18 protein-coding genes are annotated in these 16,293 nt (G+C 56.7%); 7 read left to right on the forward strand and 11 right to left on the reverse strand.

Annotation, left to right across the window (positions count from 1 at the left end; all coding sequences use genetic code 11):
* Positions 1 to 4: 4 nt before the first annotated feature.
* Positions 5 to 1,093 (reverse strand): MJ1255/VC2487 family glycosyltransferase, encoded by a 1,089-nt coding sequence (locus PHACT_RS05560; RefSeq protein WP_083264369.1) that lies wholly within the window; start codon positions 1,091 to 1,093, stop codon positions 5 to 7.
* 179 nt (positions 1,094 to 1,272) lie between these two features.
* Between PHACT_RS05560 and PHACT_RS05565 the strand changes: the two genes are divergently transcribed.
* From PHACT_RS05565 to PHACT_RS05585, 5 genes are all read left to right on the forward strand, one after another.
* On the forward strand, positions 1,273 to 1,554 hold the full coding sequence (locus PHACT_RS05565; RefSeq protein ID WP_070116280.1) for an exodeoxyribonuclease VII small subunit: 282 nt from the start codon (positions 1,273 to 1,275) through the stop codon (positions 1,552 to 1,554).
* Positions 1,551 to 2,495, forward strand: coding sequence for a polyprenyl synthetase family protein (locus PHACT_RS05570; protein WP_070116281.1), 945 nt, complete (start codon positions 1,551 to 1,553; stop codon positions 2,493 to 2,495). Before PHACT_RS05565 ends, PHACT_RS05570 begins: the two co-directional genes overlap by 4 nt.
* Positions 2,496 to 2,678: 183 nt before the next feature.
* Entirely contained in the window at positions 2,679 to 4,610 is a 1,932-nt protein-coding gene (dxs, locus tag PHACT_RS05575) for a 1-deoxy-D-xylulose-5-phosphate synthase (protein WP_070116282.1), read from the forward strand.
* A 35-nt stretch (positions 4,611 to 4,645) separates the two neighbouring features.
* Positions 4,646 to 5,254, forward strand: a complete 609-nt coding sequence (gene cobO, locus PHACT_RS05580; RefSeq protein ID WP_070116283.1) for a cob(I)yrinic acid a,c-diamide adenosyltransferase — start codon at positions 4,646 to 4,648, stop codon at positions 5,252 to 5,254.
* Positions 5,255 to 5,305: 51 nt separating this feature from the next.
* Positions 5,306 to 6,181 carry a cobalamin-binding protein gene (locus tag PHACT_RS05585; protein ID WP_169819398.1) on the forward strand — a complete coding sequence of 292 codons (876 nt, stop codon included), beginning with the start codon at positions 5,306 to 5,308 and terminating at the stop codon, positions 6,179 to 6,181.
* Here PHACT_RS05585 and ribA read toward each other — a convergent pair.
* The 10 genes from ribA to glyA all read right to left on the reverse strand — a co-directional run bounded on the left by ribA (position 6,178) and on the right by glyA (position 14,146).
* The gene (ribA, locus tag PHACT_RS05590) at positions 6,178 to 6,768 is read right to left on the reverse strand and encodes a GTP cyclohydrolase II (protein ID WP_070116285.1); all 591 of its coding nucleotides are present in this window, start codon (positions 6,766 to 6,768) and stop codon (positions 6,178 to 6,180) included. The genes PHACT_RS05585 and ribA overlap by 4 nt on opposite strands.
* Positions 6,769 to 6,781: 13 nt before the next feature.
* Positions 6,782 to 7,258 carry a phosphatidylglycerophosphatase A family protein gene (locus PHACT_RS05595; RefSeq protein WP_070116286.1) on the reverse strand — a complete coding sequence of 159 codons (477 nt, stop codon included), beginning with the start codon at positions 7,256 to 7,258 and terminating at the stop codon, positions 6,782 to 6,784.
* The gene (gene thiL, locus PHACT_RS05600) at positions 7,251 to 8,270 is read right to left on the reverse strand and encodes a thiamine-phosphate kinase (protein WP_070116287.1); all 1,020 of its coding nucleotides are present in this window, start codon (positions 8,268 to 8,270) and stop codon (positions 7,251 to 7,253) included. Before thiL ends, PHACT_RS05595 begins: the two co-directional genes overlap by 8 nt.
* The gene (gene nusB / locus PHACT_RS05605; RefSeq protein ID WP_317622247.1) at positions 8,251 to 8,778 is read right to left on the reverse strand and encodes a transcription antitermination factor NusB; all 528 of its coding nucleotides are present in this window, start codon (positions 8,776 to 8,778) and stop codon (positions 8,251 to 8,253) included. Before nusB ends, thiL begins: the two co-directional genes overlap by 20 nt.
* Positions 8,779 to 8,782: 4 nt before the next feature.
* Positions 8,783 to 9,259, reverse strand: coding sequence for a 6,7-dimethyl-8-ribityllumazine synthase (ribH, locus tag PHACT_RS05610; RefSeq protein WP_070116288.1), 477 nt, complete (start codon positions 9,257 to 9,259; stop codon positions 8,783 to 8,785).
* Between the two features lie 49 nt (positions 9,260 to 9,308).
* Positions 9,309 to 10,430 (reverse strand): bifunctional 3,4-dihydroxy-2-butanone-4-phosphate synthase/GTP cyclohydrolase II, encoded by a 1,122-nt coding sequence (ribBA, locus tag PHACT_RS05615; RefSeq protein WP_070116289.1) that lies wholly within the window; start codon positions 10,428 to 10,430, stop codon positions 9,309 to 9,311.
* A gap of 63 nt (positions 10,431 to 10,493) precedes the next feature.
* On the reverse strand, positions 10,494 to 11,177 hold the full coding sequence (locus tag PHACT_RS05620; protein WP_070116290.1) for a riboflavin synthase: 684 nt from the start codon (positions 11,175 to 11,177) through the stop codon (positions 10,494 to 10,496).
* An 18-nt stretch (positions 11,178 to 11,195) separates the two neighbouring features.
* Entirely contained in the window at positions 11,196 to 12,296 is a 1,101-nt protein-coding gene (gene ribD / locus PHACT_RS05625) for a bifunctional diaminohydroxyphosphoribosylaminopyrimidine deaminase/5-amino-6-(5-phosphoribosylamino)uracil reductase RibD (RefSeq protein ID WP_070116291.1), read from the reverse strand.
* Between the two features lie 112 nt (positions 12,297 to 12,408).
* Positions 12,409 to 12,861: a transcriptional regulator NrdR gene (gene nrdR, locus PHACT_RS05630; RefSeq protein WP_070116292.1), complete on the reverse strand. Its 453-nt coding sequence runs from the start codon at positions 12,859 to 12,861 to the stop codon at positions 12,409 to 12,411.
* A 25-nt stretch (positions 12,862 to 12,886) separates the two neighbouring features.
* Positions 12,887 to 14,146 carry a serine hydroxymethyltransferase gene (glyA, locus tag PHACT_RS05635; RefSeq protein WP_070116293.1) on the reverse strand — a complete coding sequence of 420 codons (1,260 nt, stop codon included), beginning with the start codon at positions 14,144 to 14,146 and terminating at the stop codon, positions 12,887 to 12,889.
* 236 nt (positions 14,147 to 14,382) lie between these two features.
* Between glyA and PHACT_RS05640 the strand changes: the two genes are divergently transcribed.
* Both PHACT_RS05640 and PHACT_RS05645 read left to right on the forward strand, forming a co-directional pair.
* Positions 14,383 to 15,012 carry a hypothetical protein gene (locus PHACT_RS05640; protein WP_169819399.1) on the forward strand — a complete coding sequence of 210 codons (630 nt, stop codon included), beginning with the start codon at positions 14,383 to 14,385 and terminating at the stop codon, positions 15,010 to 15,012.
* Between the two features lie 81 nt (positions 15,013 to 15,093).
* On the forward strand, positions 15,094 to 16,248 hold the full coding sequence (locus PHACT_RS05645) for a GGDEF domain-containing protein (protein ID WP_169819400.1): 1,155 nt from the start codon (positions 15,094 to 15,096) through the stop codon (positions 16,246 to 16,248).
* Positions 16,249 to 16,293 lie beyond the last annotated feature (45 nt).

The raw sequence follows: 16,293 nt of genomic DNA on the forward strand, positions 1-16,293 counted from the left end.
GTGGTCAACACGCGCTGGCGTTTCGCGATGCCGGTTTATCTGACAGCAGACTGGCCAGTTTGTCTTTAATCGCAAAATTGGCGTCCCGCTGACCGGGTTTGCGATGCTCGGTGGCATAGCTTGCAACACACGCCCGCAACGTTGGCAGTTCGGCAAAGAAACAGGCCAGCGCATCCTGGTCAGCCGACCCGGCATTGACACCAAACCCCAGCTCTTCCAGGCAGATTGCGTTGAGCTGCTGCTCAAATTGCCCGACCATTGGCATGGCGAAATAAGGTTTACCCAGGTAAATCGCCTCACTTATCAGGGTAAACCCTGCCGTCGCCAACACTGACTGGCAGCTTTCCAGATCACGCAGAAAACCATCGGTGCTGAAGGCACGGAAGCTCAGGTTGCCATCGACACCCTCGCGATTGCAGCCGTAAACCAGAAACTGATGCTCCGGAAACGCTTTCAGGACATCCAGCAGGGCGTCGAAATGGCTGGTGACATAAACCAGATGGTGATCACCAAAACTGGGCTGACAGGCCTGAACCTCGCGCCTCAGAATTGGTGGAAACAGGAAGATACGCTCATTCTTGCGTTCACCGTAATAATAGGTAGTCGCCAGTGCCGCTGACGGCGACGGCACCATCAAACGAATCAACATGACAGTTAACCAGCGTGACAGCATCAATCGTGACGGTGACCGGAACTTCATATATCGCATGCGATGCTGATTATCCAGACTGATCAGCGGCAATCTGCGCCACCACGCCAGCCATGCCGTCGTGGGTTCAAAATCAGTCACCACATAATCAGGCTGAAAGGTATCAACCTGCAGGGACAATGCCCGCAAGCGCCGCCATGCTTTGGCCCCGCGGCGCAAGTTGTGCCAAAGCGTTTTTAGCGGGCGTACCCGATTATTGATACTGACAATGTGCAGGCCTTCAATTTCAATAACATCAAACTCAGCGCTCAGGTTACGGTAACCGCGGTCGTAGCTGACCAGCTTGACCTCGTGTCCGCATGACAACAGGTAACGTGTCATCTCCGTGGCCCGTGAGGAATGACCAGACCCCTCGCCTGAAACTCCGTACAATATCCGGCTCATTGATCCTCCACCCGCATTGCTCTGTCGTTTGATCCGGTTCGCCGTGTTGGCATGCGCGCCAGTATAAGGAAGAATTGTGACAGTCCTGTTAAGGCAGGGCCGGCACCCACGACAGGTGCTTTGATTGCCAACGGCGCACAGACCACGGATAATTCACCTTCCGAGCAAAGGATGTACTTATGGCCACCAGCAAAACCACAAAAACCAGAGCCGAAGCGCCGTCAGCGCAAGGCTTCGAAGAATCGCTGGCACAACTGGAGACGCTGGTCAGCGATATGGAAGACGGCAATCTCAGCCTTGAAGAAGCGCTCAGCGCGTTTGAGACCGGCATCAAACTCACGCGGCAGTGCCAGCAGGCGTTACAGGCAGCCGAGCTCAAGGTACAGATGTTAAGCAATCCCGACGGCGAGCCATCAGCCATGGCGCTGGACGAGGCAGCGGATGAAGAGGCGGGCCCATGAAGCTGGCACCACCCACCGACCTGCCGGGTTTTCTGCAAGACTGTCAACGCCGCTGTGCCGAGCAGATGGCATCATACCTGAACCAGCAGACTGACATGCCAATGCGCCTGACCGAAGCGATGCGCTACAGCACGCTGCTGGGCGGCAAACGTATTCGGCCGGCGCTGGTTTACGCCAGCGCTGCCGCACTGTTCGATAGCGAAGATGATGGCAACGGCCACGGCGGTCTCGACAGTGACGATAACCATGGCACCGATGTGGCAGCCTGCGCTGTCGAATTCATCCATTGTTACTCACTGGTGCATGACGACCTGCCCGCCATGGATAACGACGATTTGCGCCGGGGCAAACCCACACTGCACCGGGCATTCGACGAGGCCACGGCCATTCTGGCCGGCGATGCGTTGCAGGCCCTTGCCTTCCAGATCATTGGTGAAACCCAACTGCTGGCAGCAGAGCTGCGCCTGCGCATGCTGACCGTGCTGGCGCAGGCCGCCGGCTGTCAGGGCATGATTGCTGGCCAGGGTATCGATCTGGCGGCGGTAGGCAAATCGCTCAATGTCGACGAACTGGAAACCATGCACCGTCTGAAAACAGGCGCCCTGATCGGTGCCAGTGTCGAGCTGGGTGCACTGAGCGCGGGTTGCACGCGCTCCAAGACGCTGGAGAGCTTGCGTCACTATGCACGCTGCATTGGCCTGGCGTTTCAGGTCCAGGACGATATCCTCGACGTTGTCGGTGATACCGCGACCCTTGGCAAAGCACAGGGGGCTGATCTCGCCCGCAACAAACCCACTTATGTCAGCCTGCTGGGCCTGGATGGCGCTCGCCGCAAAGCCGACGCACTGGTTGAAGAGGCCGTGTCCGCCCTATCTGATCTGGGCACTGGCAAGGCCATGCTGGAAGCCATTGCGGTGTACATTACAACGCGCCAATACTGACGACACAGGTGGCTGATTGCCACCAATATAAGGTTTGACGATGACACTGCTGTGGATTAACGTAACTGATTACCCAAAACGGCGCATGCAAGGGCTTGCCTGGCAACCCCGGCAGACCGGCAACTTATCGAAGATCGACACCGCACTGCCCGGCGCCGACTTGCAAGTTCAGGCTTAACACCCATGCTCAATGAAATCCCTCTCACCCGTCCGGAAACACCCCTGCTGGACCAGATCAACACGCCAGCGGACCTGAAAAAAATGGATCCGGACCTGTTCGTTGATCTGGCGCGCGAGTTGCGTCAGTTTCTGCTCTTCTCTGTCGGTCAGACTGGAGGCCATTTTGGTGCCGGACTGGGCGTTGTCGAGTTGACCATTGCACTGCACTACATTTTCGACACCCCCGAAGACAAACTGGTCTGGGATGTTGGCCACCAGAGTTACCCGCACAAGATACTGACCGGGCGCCGCGAGCAGATGCTGACCATGCGCCAGCCTGGCGGGCTGGCGGCGTTTCCCTGCCGGACAGAAAGCGACTACGACAGCTTTGGCGTGGGTCACTCCAGCACCTCGATCAGTGCCGCGCTGGGCATGATGGTTGCCGCCCGCAAGCAAGAGCTGGACCGTCATGTCATTGCCGTCATCGGCGACGGCGCAATGACCGCCGGCATGGCGTTTGAAGCACTGAATCACGCCGGCGAACTGGATGATAATGTGCTGGTCATCCTGAACGATAACAATATGTCGATCTCGCGCAACGTAGGCGGTCTGTCGAGCTATTTCGCGCGCATGTGGGCCAGCAAGCCCTACAATTTCATCCGCGCCGGCAGCAAACGCGTGCTGTCGCATATCCCACCCGCCCTGAAAGCGGCACATCGCGCCGAAGAGTACATGAAAGGCATGGTGTCCCCCGGCACGCTGTTTGAAGAGATTGGTTTCAATTACATTGGCCTGATCGATGGCCATGACACCCATCGCCTGATTGAAGTTCTGCGCAACATCAAGCAACTGCGCGGGCCACAGTTGCTGCATATCGTGACGCAGAAAGGTAAAGGCTATGAAGCCTCTGAAAACGACCCGTTTGGCATGCACGCGCTGACCAAAATTGAAGCCAAACCCAAGCGACCGCAGGCGACTGGTGTGCCCAGCCCGACCTATTCAAAGGTGTTCGGCGACTGGTTGATTGACATGGCGCCTCGCGATGACAAGCTCATCGCCATTACCCCGGCCATGAGCGGCGGCTCTGGCATGGACAGTTTTGCCGAACAATATCCAGACCGGTTTTATGATGTCGCCATCGCCGAGCAGCACGCAGTCACCTTCGCTGCCGGCATGGCCTGTGATGGACTCAAACCCGTGGTCGCGATCTATTCCACTTTCCTGCAACGCGGCTACGATCAGTTCATCCATGATGTCGCCCTGCAGAATCTGAATGTGCTGTTTGCCATTGACCGGGCCGGGCTTGTGGGTGAAGACGGGCCGACTCACGCCGGCAGTTTCGATTTAAGTTTCATGCGCTGCATACCCAATCTGGTCATCATGGCCCCCAGCGATGAGAACGAATGCCGACAGATGCTGACTACCGGCTACCATCACACCGGGCCAGCAGCGGTGCGTTACCCTCGCGGCAAAGGGCCCGCAGCCACGATCGAACAGGAAATGCAGACACTGCCGCTGGGCAAAGCCCTGATCAGGCGTGAGGGCAAACGCATTGCCATCCTGGCATTTGGCAGCATGGTAAAACCGGCACTGGTTGCAGGCGAAGCGCTGAATGCAACCGTGGTCGACATGCGCTTCATCAAACCCATGGACGAAGCCATGATCTGTGAACTCGCCGGCCAGCATGTACTGATCGTGACAGTAGAAGAAAATGCGGTTGCCGGTGGCGCCGGCTCCGCCGTCAATGAAGTACTGATGCAGCATGACTTGCAACTGCCCGTGTTAAACCTGGGACTGCCGGATGCATTTCTGCAGCACGGCCACGTACCGGACATGCTCAGCTCGGTTGGCCTGGACGGCGACGGCATTGTCGCCGCGGTCAAAGCTAAACTGAAGCGCTGCAAGATCCCCCTGCGCCCCCGCAAGACCAGCGCCAAAGGTGTTAAACAGGCATAAATCCAGCACACAACAATCAAGTATCGGGAAATCCTATGGAGTCCAGCAACGAACGCAATGCTCGCCACAAAAAGGCAATGCAGCGCAAAAAAGAACATGTTGATCAACGCATAGCTGCCGCAACAACAGACAAAGGGCTTGTGGTTGTGCTGACCGGCAATGGCAAGGGCAAAAGTTCATCGGCCTTCGGCATGCTGGCACGCAGCGTCGGTCATGGGCTGCGCTGCGGGGTCGTGCAATTCATCAAAGGTCAATGGGAGTGCGGTGAACACCTGCTGTTCAGTCAGCACCCACAGGTTGAGTTTCACGTCATGAACACCGGCTTTACCTGGGAGACACAGGACCGTGATGCGGACATCAGCGCGGCCGTATCTACCTGGGAGCACGCCGAAGCACTGTTGCAGAACGCCAACGTTGACGTGGTGCTACTGGACGAATTGACTTACATGCTGACATACGGCTATCTGGATGCCGACAGGGTGATTCGGGTGCTGAGTGAGCGACCAGCGCATCAGCATGTCATCATTACCGGGCGCAATGCCAATGACCGTCTGATCGAACTGGCAGATACTGTCAGTGACGTCACGGACATCAAGCACGCGTTCAATGCCGGTGTCCGCGTGCAGAAAGGCATCGACTACTGATATGACCTCCCGTCCATGAACAAGTGTTATCGCAGCCCTGTGTGCGCTCTGATGTCGGCAGTCCTGTGGCTGCTGCCATGGGCCGTGACTGCCAGCGACGATCTTTCCGTCACCGACGCCCTGTCTGTCACCGACGATGATGGCACTCGCATCACCTTGACCGCACCTGCAAAACGTATTATCAGTCTGGCGCCTTCCATGACCGAATTGCTGTTCAGTGTCGGCGCTGGCGAGCAGCTGGTAGGCGTCATGGACTACAGCGACTACCCACCTGAGGCCCTGACCCTGCCCGTGGTCGGGCGCTATGATGCACTGGATATGGAGCGCATTGTTGCACTGCAGCCAGACCTGATCATCGCCTGGCGTAGCGGCAATCCCCGCGGCGCCCTGAACCGTCTGTCTGAATTGGGATTTCCGGTTTATGTGGCGGAACCAGATTCCTTGCACAGCATTGGGGAACACCTGGCACGTCTTGGCGTGATCACTGGGCACGCCAGCAGAGGCGAAGACCTGAATCAGCAGTTCATTGAACAGATTCAACAGCTACGTGCCAACTATGGCAACAAAACAGCGATCAGGGTGTTTTACCAGGTATGGCACAGCCCGATGATCAGTGTCGGCGGAGAGGAACTGATCAATGACATGATCCAGCTGTGCGGGGGAGAGAATATATTTGCCGAGCTGCCGGTCGGCCCCAAGGTCAACCTGGAGGACGTACTGGCACGCAATCCGGAGGTCATTATTGCCAGCGGCTCGTCGGCACAGGCACCCGAGTGGCTTGAAGACTGGCTGGACTGGCCACAACTGGACGCGGTAGCGCAGCAACAGCTACATGTCATTCCACCGGACCTGGTGCAGCGGCATAGCCTGCGGGCCCTGCAGGGCGCCACCCAGATGTGCGAACATATTGACCAGGCTCGCCGCTAACGCTTCAGCAGGTGCCCCATCTTGCTGACCTTGACGGCGAGATAACTTTCGTTATGACTGTTAAGGCCGGTCTCGATCGGCACCCGTTCCGACACCGTGATCCCCAACACTTCCAGCGCTTCTACCTTGTCCGGATTATTGGTCAGCAGTCTCACATCACTGACGCCAAAATGTGCCAGCATCGGTTGGCAGACTTCATACTCGCGTCCGTCCGCGGCAAAACCAAGCTGTTCATTCGCTTCTACCGTGTCGGCGCCCAGGTCCTGCAGAGAATAAGCCTTGATCTTGTTCAGCAGGCCGATACCGCGACCTTCCTGTCGCAGATACAGAATCATGCCACGACCCGCCTTCGCTATCGCCTGCATGGCATACTGCAATTGGGGGCCACAGTCACAGCGCAGACTGAACAAGGCATCACCGGTCAGGCATTCGGAATGCACACGACACAGCACGGGTCCGGCGGCGGACAGATCTCCCATGGCCAGTACAACATGCTCTTTCCCCGTTACCAGATCCTCAAATCCATGGATGGTAAATTCACCCCACTCAGTGGGCAAGGTTGCCTGGGCAACAAATTTGACTCTCACCTGTTGTAACCTCTCACAGAACCAGAACAGCAATCAGCTGTAGACAAGCCAGCGCCATAAGCCCGGCAAGCACATCATCAATCATGATACCCAGACCACCTTCCACGTACTTGTCGCACCAGTCGATGGGCCAGGGTTTAAGAACATCAAACACACGGAACAGCAAAAACCCCAGCGCCAGCCATACCCAACCGGGCGGCGCCAGAAACATGGTCAGCCAAAGGCCAACAAATTCATCCCAGACAATACCACCGTGGTCGTGAACACCGATATCTTCTGCTGTGCGCCCGCATAACCAGACGCCGACAACAAAGCTAAGCGCCAGGAACAACAGATAAACACCCGCGCCCATCGGTGGCAGCAACAGATAAATCACCACCGCAGCCACTGTGCCGAAGGTCCCGGGCGCCCGGGGCGCAGCGCCGCTTCCCAGACCAAAGGCCAGAAAGTGGACAGGATTGCGCCATACCGACGCCGGTGTCTTATTCATCACCCTCATCCCCGAAATGTCGGTAACCGCTGAGTTGCAACGGCCGCGGAGCACCGCCCGCCTCGCGCACCATGATACCTGAAGCGCTAACCACCTCGCCAACCCGGGTAAATCTCAGTCCCAATGCACTGATGGCCGCCTGCGCCTGCGCTTCGCACTGCGGCGGCACGGTCACGCACAACTCATAGTCGTCGCCGCCGCCAAGCAATACAGACAGTCGCCCCTGGTCTGTCAGTAATTTCGCAGCCAGATCAGAAACCGGAAGCTGAGAGCTTTCTATGATGGCGCCCAGCGCGCCTGATTCAGCAGCACTTGCCTGCAGGATGTGGTTGAGGTCAGAGGCCAGACCATCAGAGATATCGATAGCCGCCGATGCCAGACCGCGCAAAGCCATGCCGGCCTGTGTACGGGGTTCCGGCTGGTAAAAAGCAGCCTGCAGAAATGCCCACTCGTCAGCGCTCAGGTTCGCTACGTCATGGCCCGGTTTGTGTGTCAGATACGGTAGCGCCAGGGCGGCATCACCCAGCGTGCCGGTAACATATATTGCATCACCCGGCCGGGCTCCGCTGCGGCGCAACGCTGCACCAATCGGCACCGTTCCGTGTACCTGAATGGTAATTGCCAGTGGTCCCCGGGTGGTATCACCACCCAGCAGGCTGCATTGATACTGGCTGGCACAGGCTGCCAGGCCTTGACTGAACCCTTGTAGCCAGCTCTCACTCACCTTCGGCAAACTCAGTGCCAGGGTAAAACCCAGGGGCTCCGCTGCCATCGCTGCCAGATCACTCAGGTTCACCCGCAGGCTGCGTTGAGCCAGCGCTTCCGCATCGGCATCACTGGGGAAATGCACGCCGTCGTTCAATGTGTCGATCGACATCGCCAGCACATGGCCGTCAGGCACCTGCAACAGAGCACAATCATCGCCGGGCCCGAGCACAACGCCAGGTCGGGAAAAGGTCAGCGCAGGGGTCGCAAAATATTGCCTGATCAGCTCAAATTCGGCCAGTGCCACGCTGCTCCAGTTCTCGCAATTGTCTGGCGGCCCGATCCAGCACGCCATTGATGTATTTGTGCCCATCGGTCGCGCCGAACACCTTGGCCAGTTCGACCGCCTCATTGATGACAACTTTATAGGGTACATCAATGCGGTGCGCCAACTCATAGAGGCCAAGGCGAAGCAATGACAATTCAATAGGGTCAAGTGACTTTATTTCACGGTCCAGCCACGGCCGCAGCATTTCATCCAGTTCGTCGACATGGGAAATGACATCGGGAAATACCTGTTTAAAGAACTCGCGGTCGATTTTGCCCTGGTAATACACCAGAAACTCGGCCAGGATATCGTTAACGGGCGCACGCGCAATTTCCCACTGATACAGGGCCTGCAATAACATCCGGCGGGCCTTCTGCCGCTCGTTCAGCTTCTTGCCTTTGAGTTCACCGGCGCCTTTGTCTTCCGGATCTGTCTCGGGTACAGCCTGGTCAGGCAATGAGCCGCTGATTCCTGGTATCTCAATCACGCAATCATGCTCCCAGCTTGTTGATGACGCTGACCATTTCGATCGCGCCCATGGCTGCTTCTGCGCCTTTGTTACCGGCTTTGGTACCGGCACGTTCGATGGCCTGCTCAATAGTATCGACCGTCAGTACACCAAAGGCCACCGGTACATTGGCGTCAAGGCCGACCTGACTCAGTCCCTTAACGCATTCGCCAGCAACAAACTCGAAATGCGGTGTACCACCGCGGATAACCGCGCCGAGCGCAATCACGGCATCATAGGAACCGTTGGCCAGTACCTGCTTGGTCAGCAATGGCAGCTCGTAGGCACCTGGCGCCCACACCAACGTCATCTGGCTGTCCTTGACGCCATGGCGGCGCAGCGTGTCGATAGCACCGTCAATCAGCTTTTCCACAATAAAACTGTTGAAACGTGAGGCAACAATAACGTACTGGCCTTTGCCCGGCGTAAAATCGCCCTCAATCGTGCGGATATTACTCATGCTTGGATCCCCTGATTAAAATTTCCTGATGGTGCCAGACGGTCTTTGCTCAGGCCGGCACATCAAACTCAACAAACTCCACCACTTCCAGGTCAAACCCGGTCAGTGCATTGTATTTCGCCGGATAGCTCAGCAGGCGCATTTTGCCAACACCCAGGTCCCGCAAGATCTGCGATCCGGTGCCAATGGTGACATCACTGCCCGCGTGCCGATGTCGCCGCGGTATGATTTTCTTGGCGGTCAGCACGCTGTTGATACTCTCATTGATGTCTTCTTCGTAGTCGTCTCCGGACAGCAGTACCGCAACCCCGCAACCTTCGGCGGCGATGCGCTCCAGAGCGCGACTGAACGACCAGCTGGTCTGCCCGGGCACCACCACATCACAGACATCGCGCAAGGTGCTGGCTATATGCACGCGCACCATGACCGCATCATCCTTACTGAAGTCGCCCATCGTGAACGCCATGTGGGTGCCACCGGAGATGGTGTCTTCGAAGGTGTGCAAGGTAAATTCACCGTGTTCGGTGCTGATCCGGTTGCTGTCCTTGCGCACGACCGTATGCTCGTTGGCGATCCGGTAGTGAATCAGGTCAACGATGGTGCCGATCTTCAGGCCGTGCTGCTCAGCAAACACTTCCAGATCGGGACGACGTGCCATGGTGCCATCTTCATTCATGATTTCGACAATCGCTGCCGACGGCTCCATGCCCGCCAGCCGGGCCAGGTCACAGCCTGCTTCGGTGTGGCCGGCCCGACGCAGTACGCCACCTGGCTGTGCCATGATCGGAAAGATGTGGCCTGGCTGTACAATATCGTGAGGTCTGGCATCACGGGCAACTGCAGCCCGGATGGTAACGGCACGATCAGCCGCGGATATACCCGTGGTGACACCCGCCGCCGCTTCAATCGACACCGTGAAATTTGTGTTGTATGGCGTATTGTTCTTACTCACCATCAAGGGCAGTTCCAGCTGCTCGCAGCGCTCCCGGGTCAATGTCAGACACACCAACCCACGCGCATTCTTGGCCATGAAATTGATGTCTTCAGACCGCACTTTTTCCGCGGCAATAACCAGGTCGCCCTCATTTTCGCGATCCTCGTCATCCATCAGAATGACCATTTTGCCCTGGCGAATGTCTTCGACCAGCTCTTCAATCGTATTGAGTTTCATAGTGCTCGCTACTTGGTTTGCTGTGTGTTTAGCTGCGTGTGCGCCGTTTTTATAAACGGCCGGTTAATGACCAAACCCGTGTTCGGCCAGAAACGCTTTGCTCAGACCCGTCGCATCCTGAGTTGAACTGCCACCCTTGTCTGACTGTGCTGCGCGATCACCCAGTATCAGGCGTTCCAGATAGCGTGCTATCAAATCCACCTCGATATTCACCCGCTGACCTGCCCGGTAGGTATGAATCACGGTCGCCTGCTGTGTATGGGGAATGATGTTAACACTGAAGCTGGCACCCTCCACAGTGTTTACCGTCAAACTGGTACCGTCGATACAGATTGACCCTTTCTGCGCAATGTAACGCGCCAGCGCGTCCGGCACCCTGAATGCCAGTCGCCAGCTGCCGCCATCACTGGTTTGCGACAGCAATTCACCGACACCATCGACATGACCACTGACCAGGTGCCCACCCAGTCGCGTCTGCGGCGTCAGCGCCTTCTCGAGATTGACTTTGGCACCACTTTTTAAATACTGAAACGTGGTCAGGCTGATGCTCTCATTGGACACATCAGCACAGAAATTATTGTTGCCCAGCTCAGTAACAGTCAGGCAGCAGCCATTTACCGCGATGCTGTCACCCAGTTGCACATCGCTCAGGTCCAGCCCCGGGCAGCGGATTTTCAGACGCCACTCACTGCCAAGCAGTTTAAACTCGTCGACGCTGCCAATTGATTCAATTATTCCGGTAAACATATCGATAATTCCTGGCTATCAACCTAGATGCTTCAGTCGAGCGGTAATACAACAGTCATCGGCAATCTGGCGCACCCCGGTAATTTCCAGCGCTATATGATCCTGCATGCGATTGATGCCAGGCAGATGAAACAGTGGCAAGGCATCACTGCCAAGGAACCGGGCACCAATATAAATCACAACTTCATCCACCAGACCGGCCTGAACCATGGCGCCACTCAATGTGGGCCCGGCCTCCAGCATGACTTCATTGCATTCGTAATCCTGCGCCAGACAGGCCATGGCCGCGCGCAGATCCAGACGACCACCCGGCTGCAACGCAACTTCCCGAATGTCGGCACGCGAACCCTGATAGCGGGCGCGCTGCTGCGGGTGCGGCTGCCCCGTCAAAAACAACACCTCACCCGGCAAGCCGATCAGTCTTGAGTCCGGCGGCGTACGTAACGATGAATCCAGTACCACGCGCATTGGCTGCCGATCACCGATCAGCGCCGCCTGCTCCTCATCCAGCTGTTCCGGACGCACGTTCAGGCCCGGGTTATCACTCAGTATGGTATTGACGCCGGTGACCACCGCACAACTACTGGCCCGCATCAATTGCACATCGGCTCGGGCGGCATCGCCGGTTATCCATTTGCTTTCACCCGACGCCATGGCCGTGCGCCCATCCAGGCTCATTGCCATCTTGCAACGGACCCAGGGCAAGCCCTGCCGCATTCGCTTCAGAAACCCCCGGTTCAGCGCATCGGCTTCTTCCGCCAGTACTGGCCCGCGCACACGGACGCCGGCCTCGCGCAGTCGCTGCAGGCCCTGTCCGGACACCTGCGGATTAGGGTCAACGCCGGCATAAACAACTTCAGCCACGCCTGCCTGGATCAGGGCCTCCGAACACGGCGGCGTTCGACCCATGTGAGCGCAGGGTTCCAGCGATACATAAGCCGTTGCGCCGCGTGCCCGCTCACCCGCAGCAAGCAGGGCGATGGCTTCGGCATGTGCTTCTCCGGGCTTTTCATGAAAGCCCTCACCCACGATTTCGCCGTCACGCACAACAATGCACCCGACGCGCGGATTGGGGCCGGCACTGAGCACGGACTGCGCCAGCGTAATGGCTCGCTGCATGTATTGCTCTGTCGTCAAGGGTACGGGTCTCCGATGGTCTGGCCTGCGATGAGTGTTCGCGCACGGATCGTTTGACTGGCGGTGCTGTTGGCACCGTCAGATCGTCGCGTGCTTACTCGTTCGACAGCCGGTCAATTTCGGCACGGAATTCATTCAGATCTTTGAAGCTGCGGTACACCGATGCAAACCTGACAAATGCCACCTCATCAAGCTGGCGTAATTCACGCATGACCTGTTCACCCAGCACGCGCGATGGCACCTCGCGCTCTCCGGTGCCCCGAAGGAAGTGTTTGATACGATTCACCGCCGACTCCACGTCTTCAATACTGACAGGACGCTTCTCCAGTGCCTTCATCAAGCCGGAATACAGCTTCTTCTCGTCAAAAGACTCCCGGTTGCCGTTCTGCTTGATTATTCTGGGCATGACCAGTTCGGCGCTTTCATAGGTCGTGAAGCGCTCCGTGCAGGTGATGCATTCACGGCGACGTCGCACCTGGTCGCCTTCAGCAACCAGCCGCGAATCAATCACCTTGGTATCCAGCGCGCCACAAAAGGGACAATGCATGGTCGGGCGTCTCTGCAGCGCTTACTTAAGCGCTTTTGTATACGGGAAAGCGGGCGCACAAAGCTTTGACCTTGTCACGCACCGCATCGATTACTGCGTCGTTGTTGATGTCATCCAGAATATCGCACATCCAGCCGGTCAGTTCGGCGACTTCTTTTTCGCCGAAGCCACGACGGGTGACGGCTGGCGACCCAATACGCAGGCCGCTGGTCACAAAAGGCGGACGCGGATCATTGGGCACCGCATTCTTGTTGACGGTAATGTAGGCGCGACCCAGCGCAGCGTCGGCATCCTTACCGGTCATTTCCTGTTTGACCAGGCTGAGCAGGAACAGGTGATCATCGGTACCGCCGGAGATCACTTCAAAACCACGAGACATGAAACCTTCGGCCATGACCTGAGCGTTTCTCACCACCTGCTTCTGATATTCCTTGAACTCTTTGGTCATGGCCTCCTTGAAACAGACCGCTTTGGCAGCGATCACATGCATCAAAGGGCCACCCTGACTTTCCGGAAACACAGCAAAATTCAGTTTCTTCTCAATTTCCGGATTGGCTTTGGCCATGATAATACCGCCACGTGGCCCACCCAGGGTTTTGTGCGTGGTGGTGGTGGTGACGTCGGCGATTTTGACCGGGCTGGGGTAAACACCTGCGGCAACCAGACCGGCGATGTGCGCCATGTCCACCAGCAGGTAGGCACCGACCTTGTCAGCGATGTCACGGAAACGCAACCAGTCGATGACGCGTGAATACGCGGAGAAACCCGCCACGATCATTTTGGGTTTGTGCTCCAGCGCCAGCGCCTCAACCTGATCGTAATCGATCTCACCGGTATCGTCCTTGATGCCGTACTGCACGGCATTATAGATACGACCGGAAAAACTGACACTGGCACCGTGCGTCAAGTGACCACCGTGTGCCAGACTCATGCCCAGCACGGTATCACCGGGCTTTAGCAGCGCCATATAGACCGCAGCATTGGCCTGAGAGCCGGAATGGGGCTGCACATTCGCATAATCCGCGCCAAACAGCTCTTTCGCGCGTTCAATGGCCAGCGTCTCGACATCATCAACAAATTCGCAACCGCCGTAGTAGCGCTTACCCGGGTAACCTTCAGCGTACTTGTTGGTCAGCACGCTGCCCTGCGCCTCCATGACACGCGGGCTGGTGTAGTTTTCTGAGGCAATCAGTTCGATATGCTCTTCCTGGCGCTGGCGCTCACCTTCGATGGCGGCCTGCAACTCTGGATCAAAGTCTTTGATGGTCATGCTGGTACTAAACATGCAGTTCCCCATGGCTGGAAATTTTGATGAGGCCGTATTTTACATGATGTCGCGCCTGTGAGCATCCGGAAATTGCTTCGCTGGCGCCAACAACGGCAGAACTGATTGACAATGACAGGGCCTGTGCCTTTCAATGTAGCCAATTGTTACAGGGCAGGCTCTCAGGCACGGCGCAGAGGACAGAGGACAGGCACATCAAACAGATCGAGCTCAGACTGAAGCCAGACACGCTGCCATTGCTGCTGGCCCTGGCTGCCGGATTTCTGCTGGTGATGCATGTCTGGCTGACGTTCCATCACTACCGGGTCAGTGATATTCCCTGGGTTATCCGCCAGCTTTTTGATGTTGACGAGGAAAACAACATTCCCACCTGGTTTTCATCAGCCAACCTGTTGCTGACAGCGATGCTGACGCTGTTGCTGGCGACCGGCAAATGGCAGCACCGTGACCGCTGGCGGATGCACTGGATACTGCTGGGCTCGGGTTTCCTGCTGCTGTCGCTGGATGAAATGGCCGGCCTGCATGAAAGCCTGAATGTCGTGACTGAGGCCTCCTGGGCCATCTATGCTCTGCCTTTGATGTTGATAATTGCGATAGTATTCATGCGCTTTCTTTATTTTCTGCCTGCACGCACAGCGTCGTTATTTGTTCTGTCAGGGCTGATCTTTCTGGGAGGCGCGGTCGGCGTGGAGCTGTACACCGAACCATTTCTGTACAATGACGAGCTCAATACGCTGGCCTACAATCTGTGGACGGCAGTAGAGGAAGGCATGGAGATGTTCGGAATCATTCTGTTCCAGTATGCCCTGCTCGAATACATGTCCCGGGACAATGGTTTATTATGCAAAATTGCAATAACCGACTGATATCAGCCGTCCGCCGGGATGCCGCCGCGAGCGGGTTTAGCCAGACAGCAGAATAATAAGAACGGAATGGAAAGTGGCGTTATGGCACTTCAACTTGATATTGCCACCCTGGCATTGATGTTTATCACACTGGCGATGACGTCGTTTGTCGTCATGTTCCTGATCTGGCGCATCAACCGGGATATGCCGGGCGTGGTGTTCTGGATGCTGGCCACGCTGCTCAATATCTCCTCTGCCCTGGCAACATTGCTGGATGCCCAATACGGCTGGGCTGGCGGCTGGGAATCAATTCTGATCACCAGCACCAGCCTGACTGCCAATATGTTGGTGCTGGAAGGCGCACTAAGATTCCGCGGCTTTGACTCCAGACGTCGATGGCAATGTTTCCTGATACTTATTCCGGTGTTTATGCTGGTCAGTTGGCTTTATCGCATGGATCCGGCGGCTCGCGGGGTCTTCCATGACTTTCCGACTATGGCCTTTCAGTTGCTGGCAGCAGCCGCGCTGGTCTGGCGAACTGGTAGCCGCGAGGAGCTTAAGGCCAACCTGCTGGCAGCGATTGCCAGTCTGTTTATCGGGCTGACCGTGGGTTGGCGATTGCTGCTAACACTGGGCGGCAGCGAGCTTGCCGGAGATGTTACTGACTCAACCGCCACACAATGGTACCTGTTTGCTGGCGCAAACTTTCATGTAGCCTGGATTTTTGGTCTGAGTGTGGCCTGCTATTTCCGCTCCAGACTCCAGGTCATGTCGCTTGCTCGCGAAGACTCGCTGACTGAATTGCCCAATCGGCGCGGCATTGACGATAAACTGTCACAAACCCTGGCTGAAACCCAGCGCAGCGGCGAACAGTTCGCGCTGATCATGCTGGACATTAACGATTTTAAGCAGGTAAACGACAAGTACGGTCACAGCGCAGGTGACAACGTGCTCACCGAATTGGGTCGGCGCCTGCGACAGGCAGTGCGGGAAGCTGACTTCGCCGGGCGCCTGGGCGGTGATGAGTTCATCATCCTGGCGCGACAGATCGAAACCGATGAACTACTGGTACAGATGGTGACCCGGTTGCGACAAAAACTGAACGGCCCAATGCAGCTGGATGCTGGCAACGTCGATATCGACGTCAGTATAGGCACCGCCGTATCTCCCGACGATGGCGATAATCCCGACACCTTGTTGGGGGCTGCGGACTCGCGCATGTATCAGGACAAAAAGATACAAAAGCAATCAACTTAAAAAACCATGTTATTGTTTCAATAATAAACTCTTACTATAAAATCA

It is taken from the genome of Pseudohongiella acticola (assembly GCF_001758195.1).
GTDB classification, from domain to species: Bacteria; Pseudomonadota; Gammaproteobacteria; order Pseudomonadales; family Pseudohongiellaceae; genus Pseudohongiella; species Pseudohongiella acticola.

What these genes read in the sequence shown, in the direction of transcription:
- PHACT_RS05560 (WP_083264369.1), bottom strand. Translation starts at nt 1,093, where the DNA reads ATGAGCCGGATATTGTACGGAGTTTCAGGCGAGGGGTCTGGTCATTCC.
- PHACT_RS05565 (WP_070116280.1), top strand. Translation starts at nt 1,273, where the DNA reads ATGGCCACCAGCAAAACCACAAAAACCAGAGCCGAAGCGCCGTCAGCG.
- PHACT_RS05570 (WP_070116281.1), top strand. Translation starts at nt 1,551, where the DNA reads ATGAAGCTGGCACCACCCACCGACCTGCCGGGTTTTCTGCAAGACTGT.
- dxs (WP_070116282.1), top strand. Translation starts at nt 2,679, where the DNA reads ATGCTCAATGAAATCCCTCTCACCCGTCCGGAAACACCCCTGCTGGAC.
- cobO (WP_070116283.1), top strand. Translation starts at nt 4,646, where the DNA reads ATGGAGTCCAGCAACGAACGCAATGCTCGCCACAAAAAGGCAATGCAG.
- PHACT_RS05585 (WP_169819398.1), top strand. Translation starts at nt 5,306, where the DNA reads ATGTCGGCAGTCCTGTGGCTGCTGCCATGGGCCGTGACTGCCAGCGAC.
- PHACT_RS05595 (WP_070116286.1), bottom strand. Translation starts at nt 7,258, where the DNA reads ATGAATAAGACACCGGCGTCGGTATGGCGCAATCCTGTCCACTTTCTG.
- ribH (WP_070116288.1), bottom strand. Translation starts at nt 9,259, where the DNA reads ATGAGTAATATCCGCACGATTGAGGGCGATTTTACGCCGGGCAAAGGC.
- ribBA (WP_070116289.1), bottom strand. Translation starts at nt 10,430, where the DNA reads ATGAAACTCAATACGATTGAAGAGCTGGTCGAAGACATTCGCCAGGGC.
- PHACT_RS05620 (WP_070116290.1), bottom strand. Translation starts at nt 11,177, where the DNA reads ATGTTTACCGGAATAATTGAATCAATTGGCAGCGTCGACGAGTTTAAA.
- ribD (WP_070116291.1), bottom strand. Translation starts at nt 12,296, where the DNA reads ATGCAGCGAGCCATTACGCTGGCGCAGTCCGTGCTCAGTGCCGGCCCC.
- nrdR (WP_070116292.1), bottom strand. Translation starts at nt 12,861, where the DNA reads ATGCATTGTCCCTTTTGTGGCGCGCTGGATACCAAGGTGATTGATTCG.
- glyA (WP_070116293.1), bottom strand. Translation starts at nt 14,146, where the DNA reads ATGTTTAGTACCAGCATGACCATCAAAGACTTTGATCCAGAGTTGCAG.
- PHACT_RS05645 (WP_169819400.1), top strand. Translation starts at nt 15,094, where the DNA reads ATGGCACTTCAACTTGATATTGCCACCCTGGCATTGATGTTTATCACA.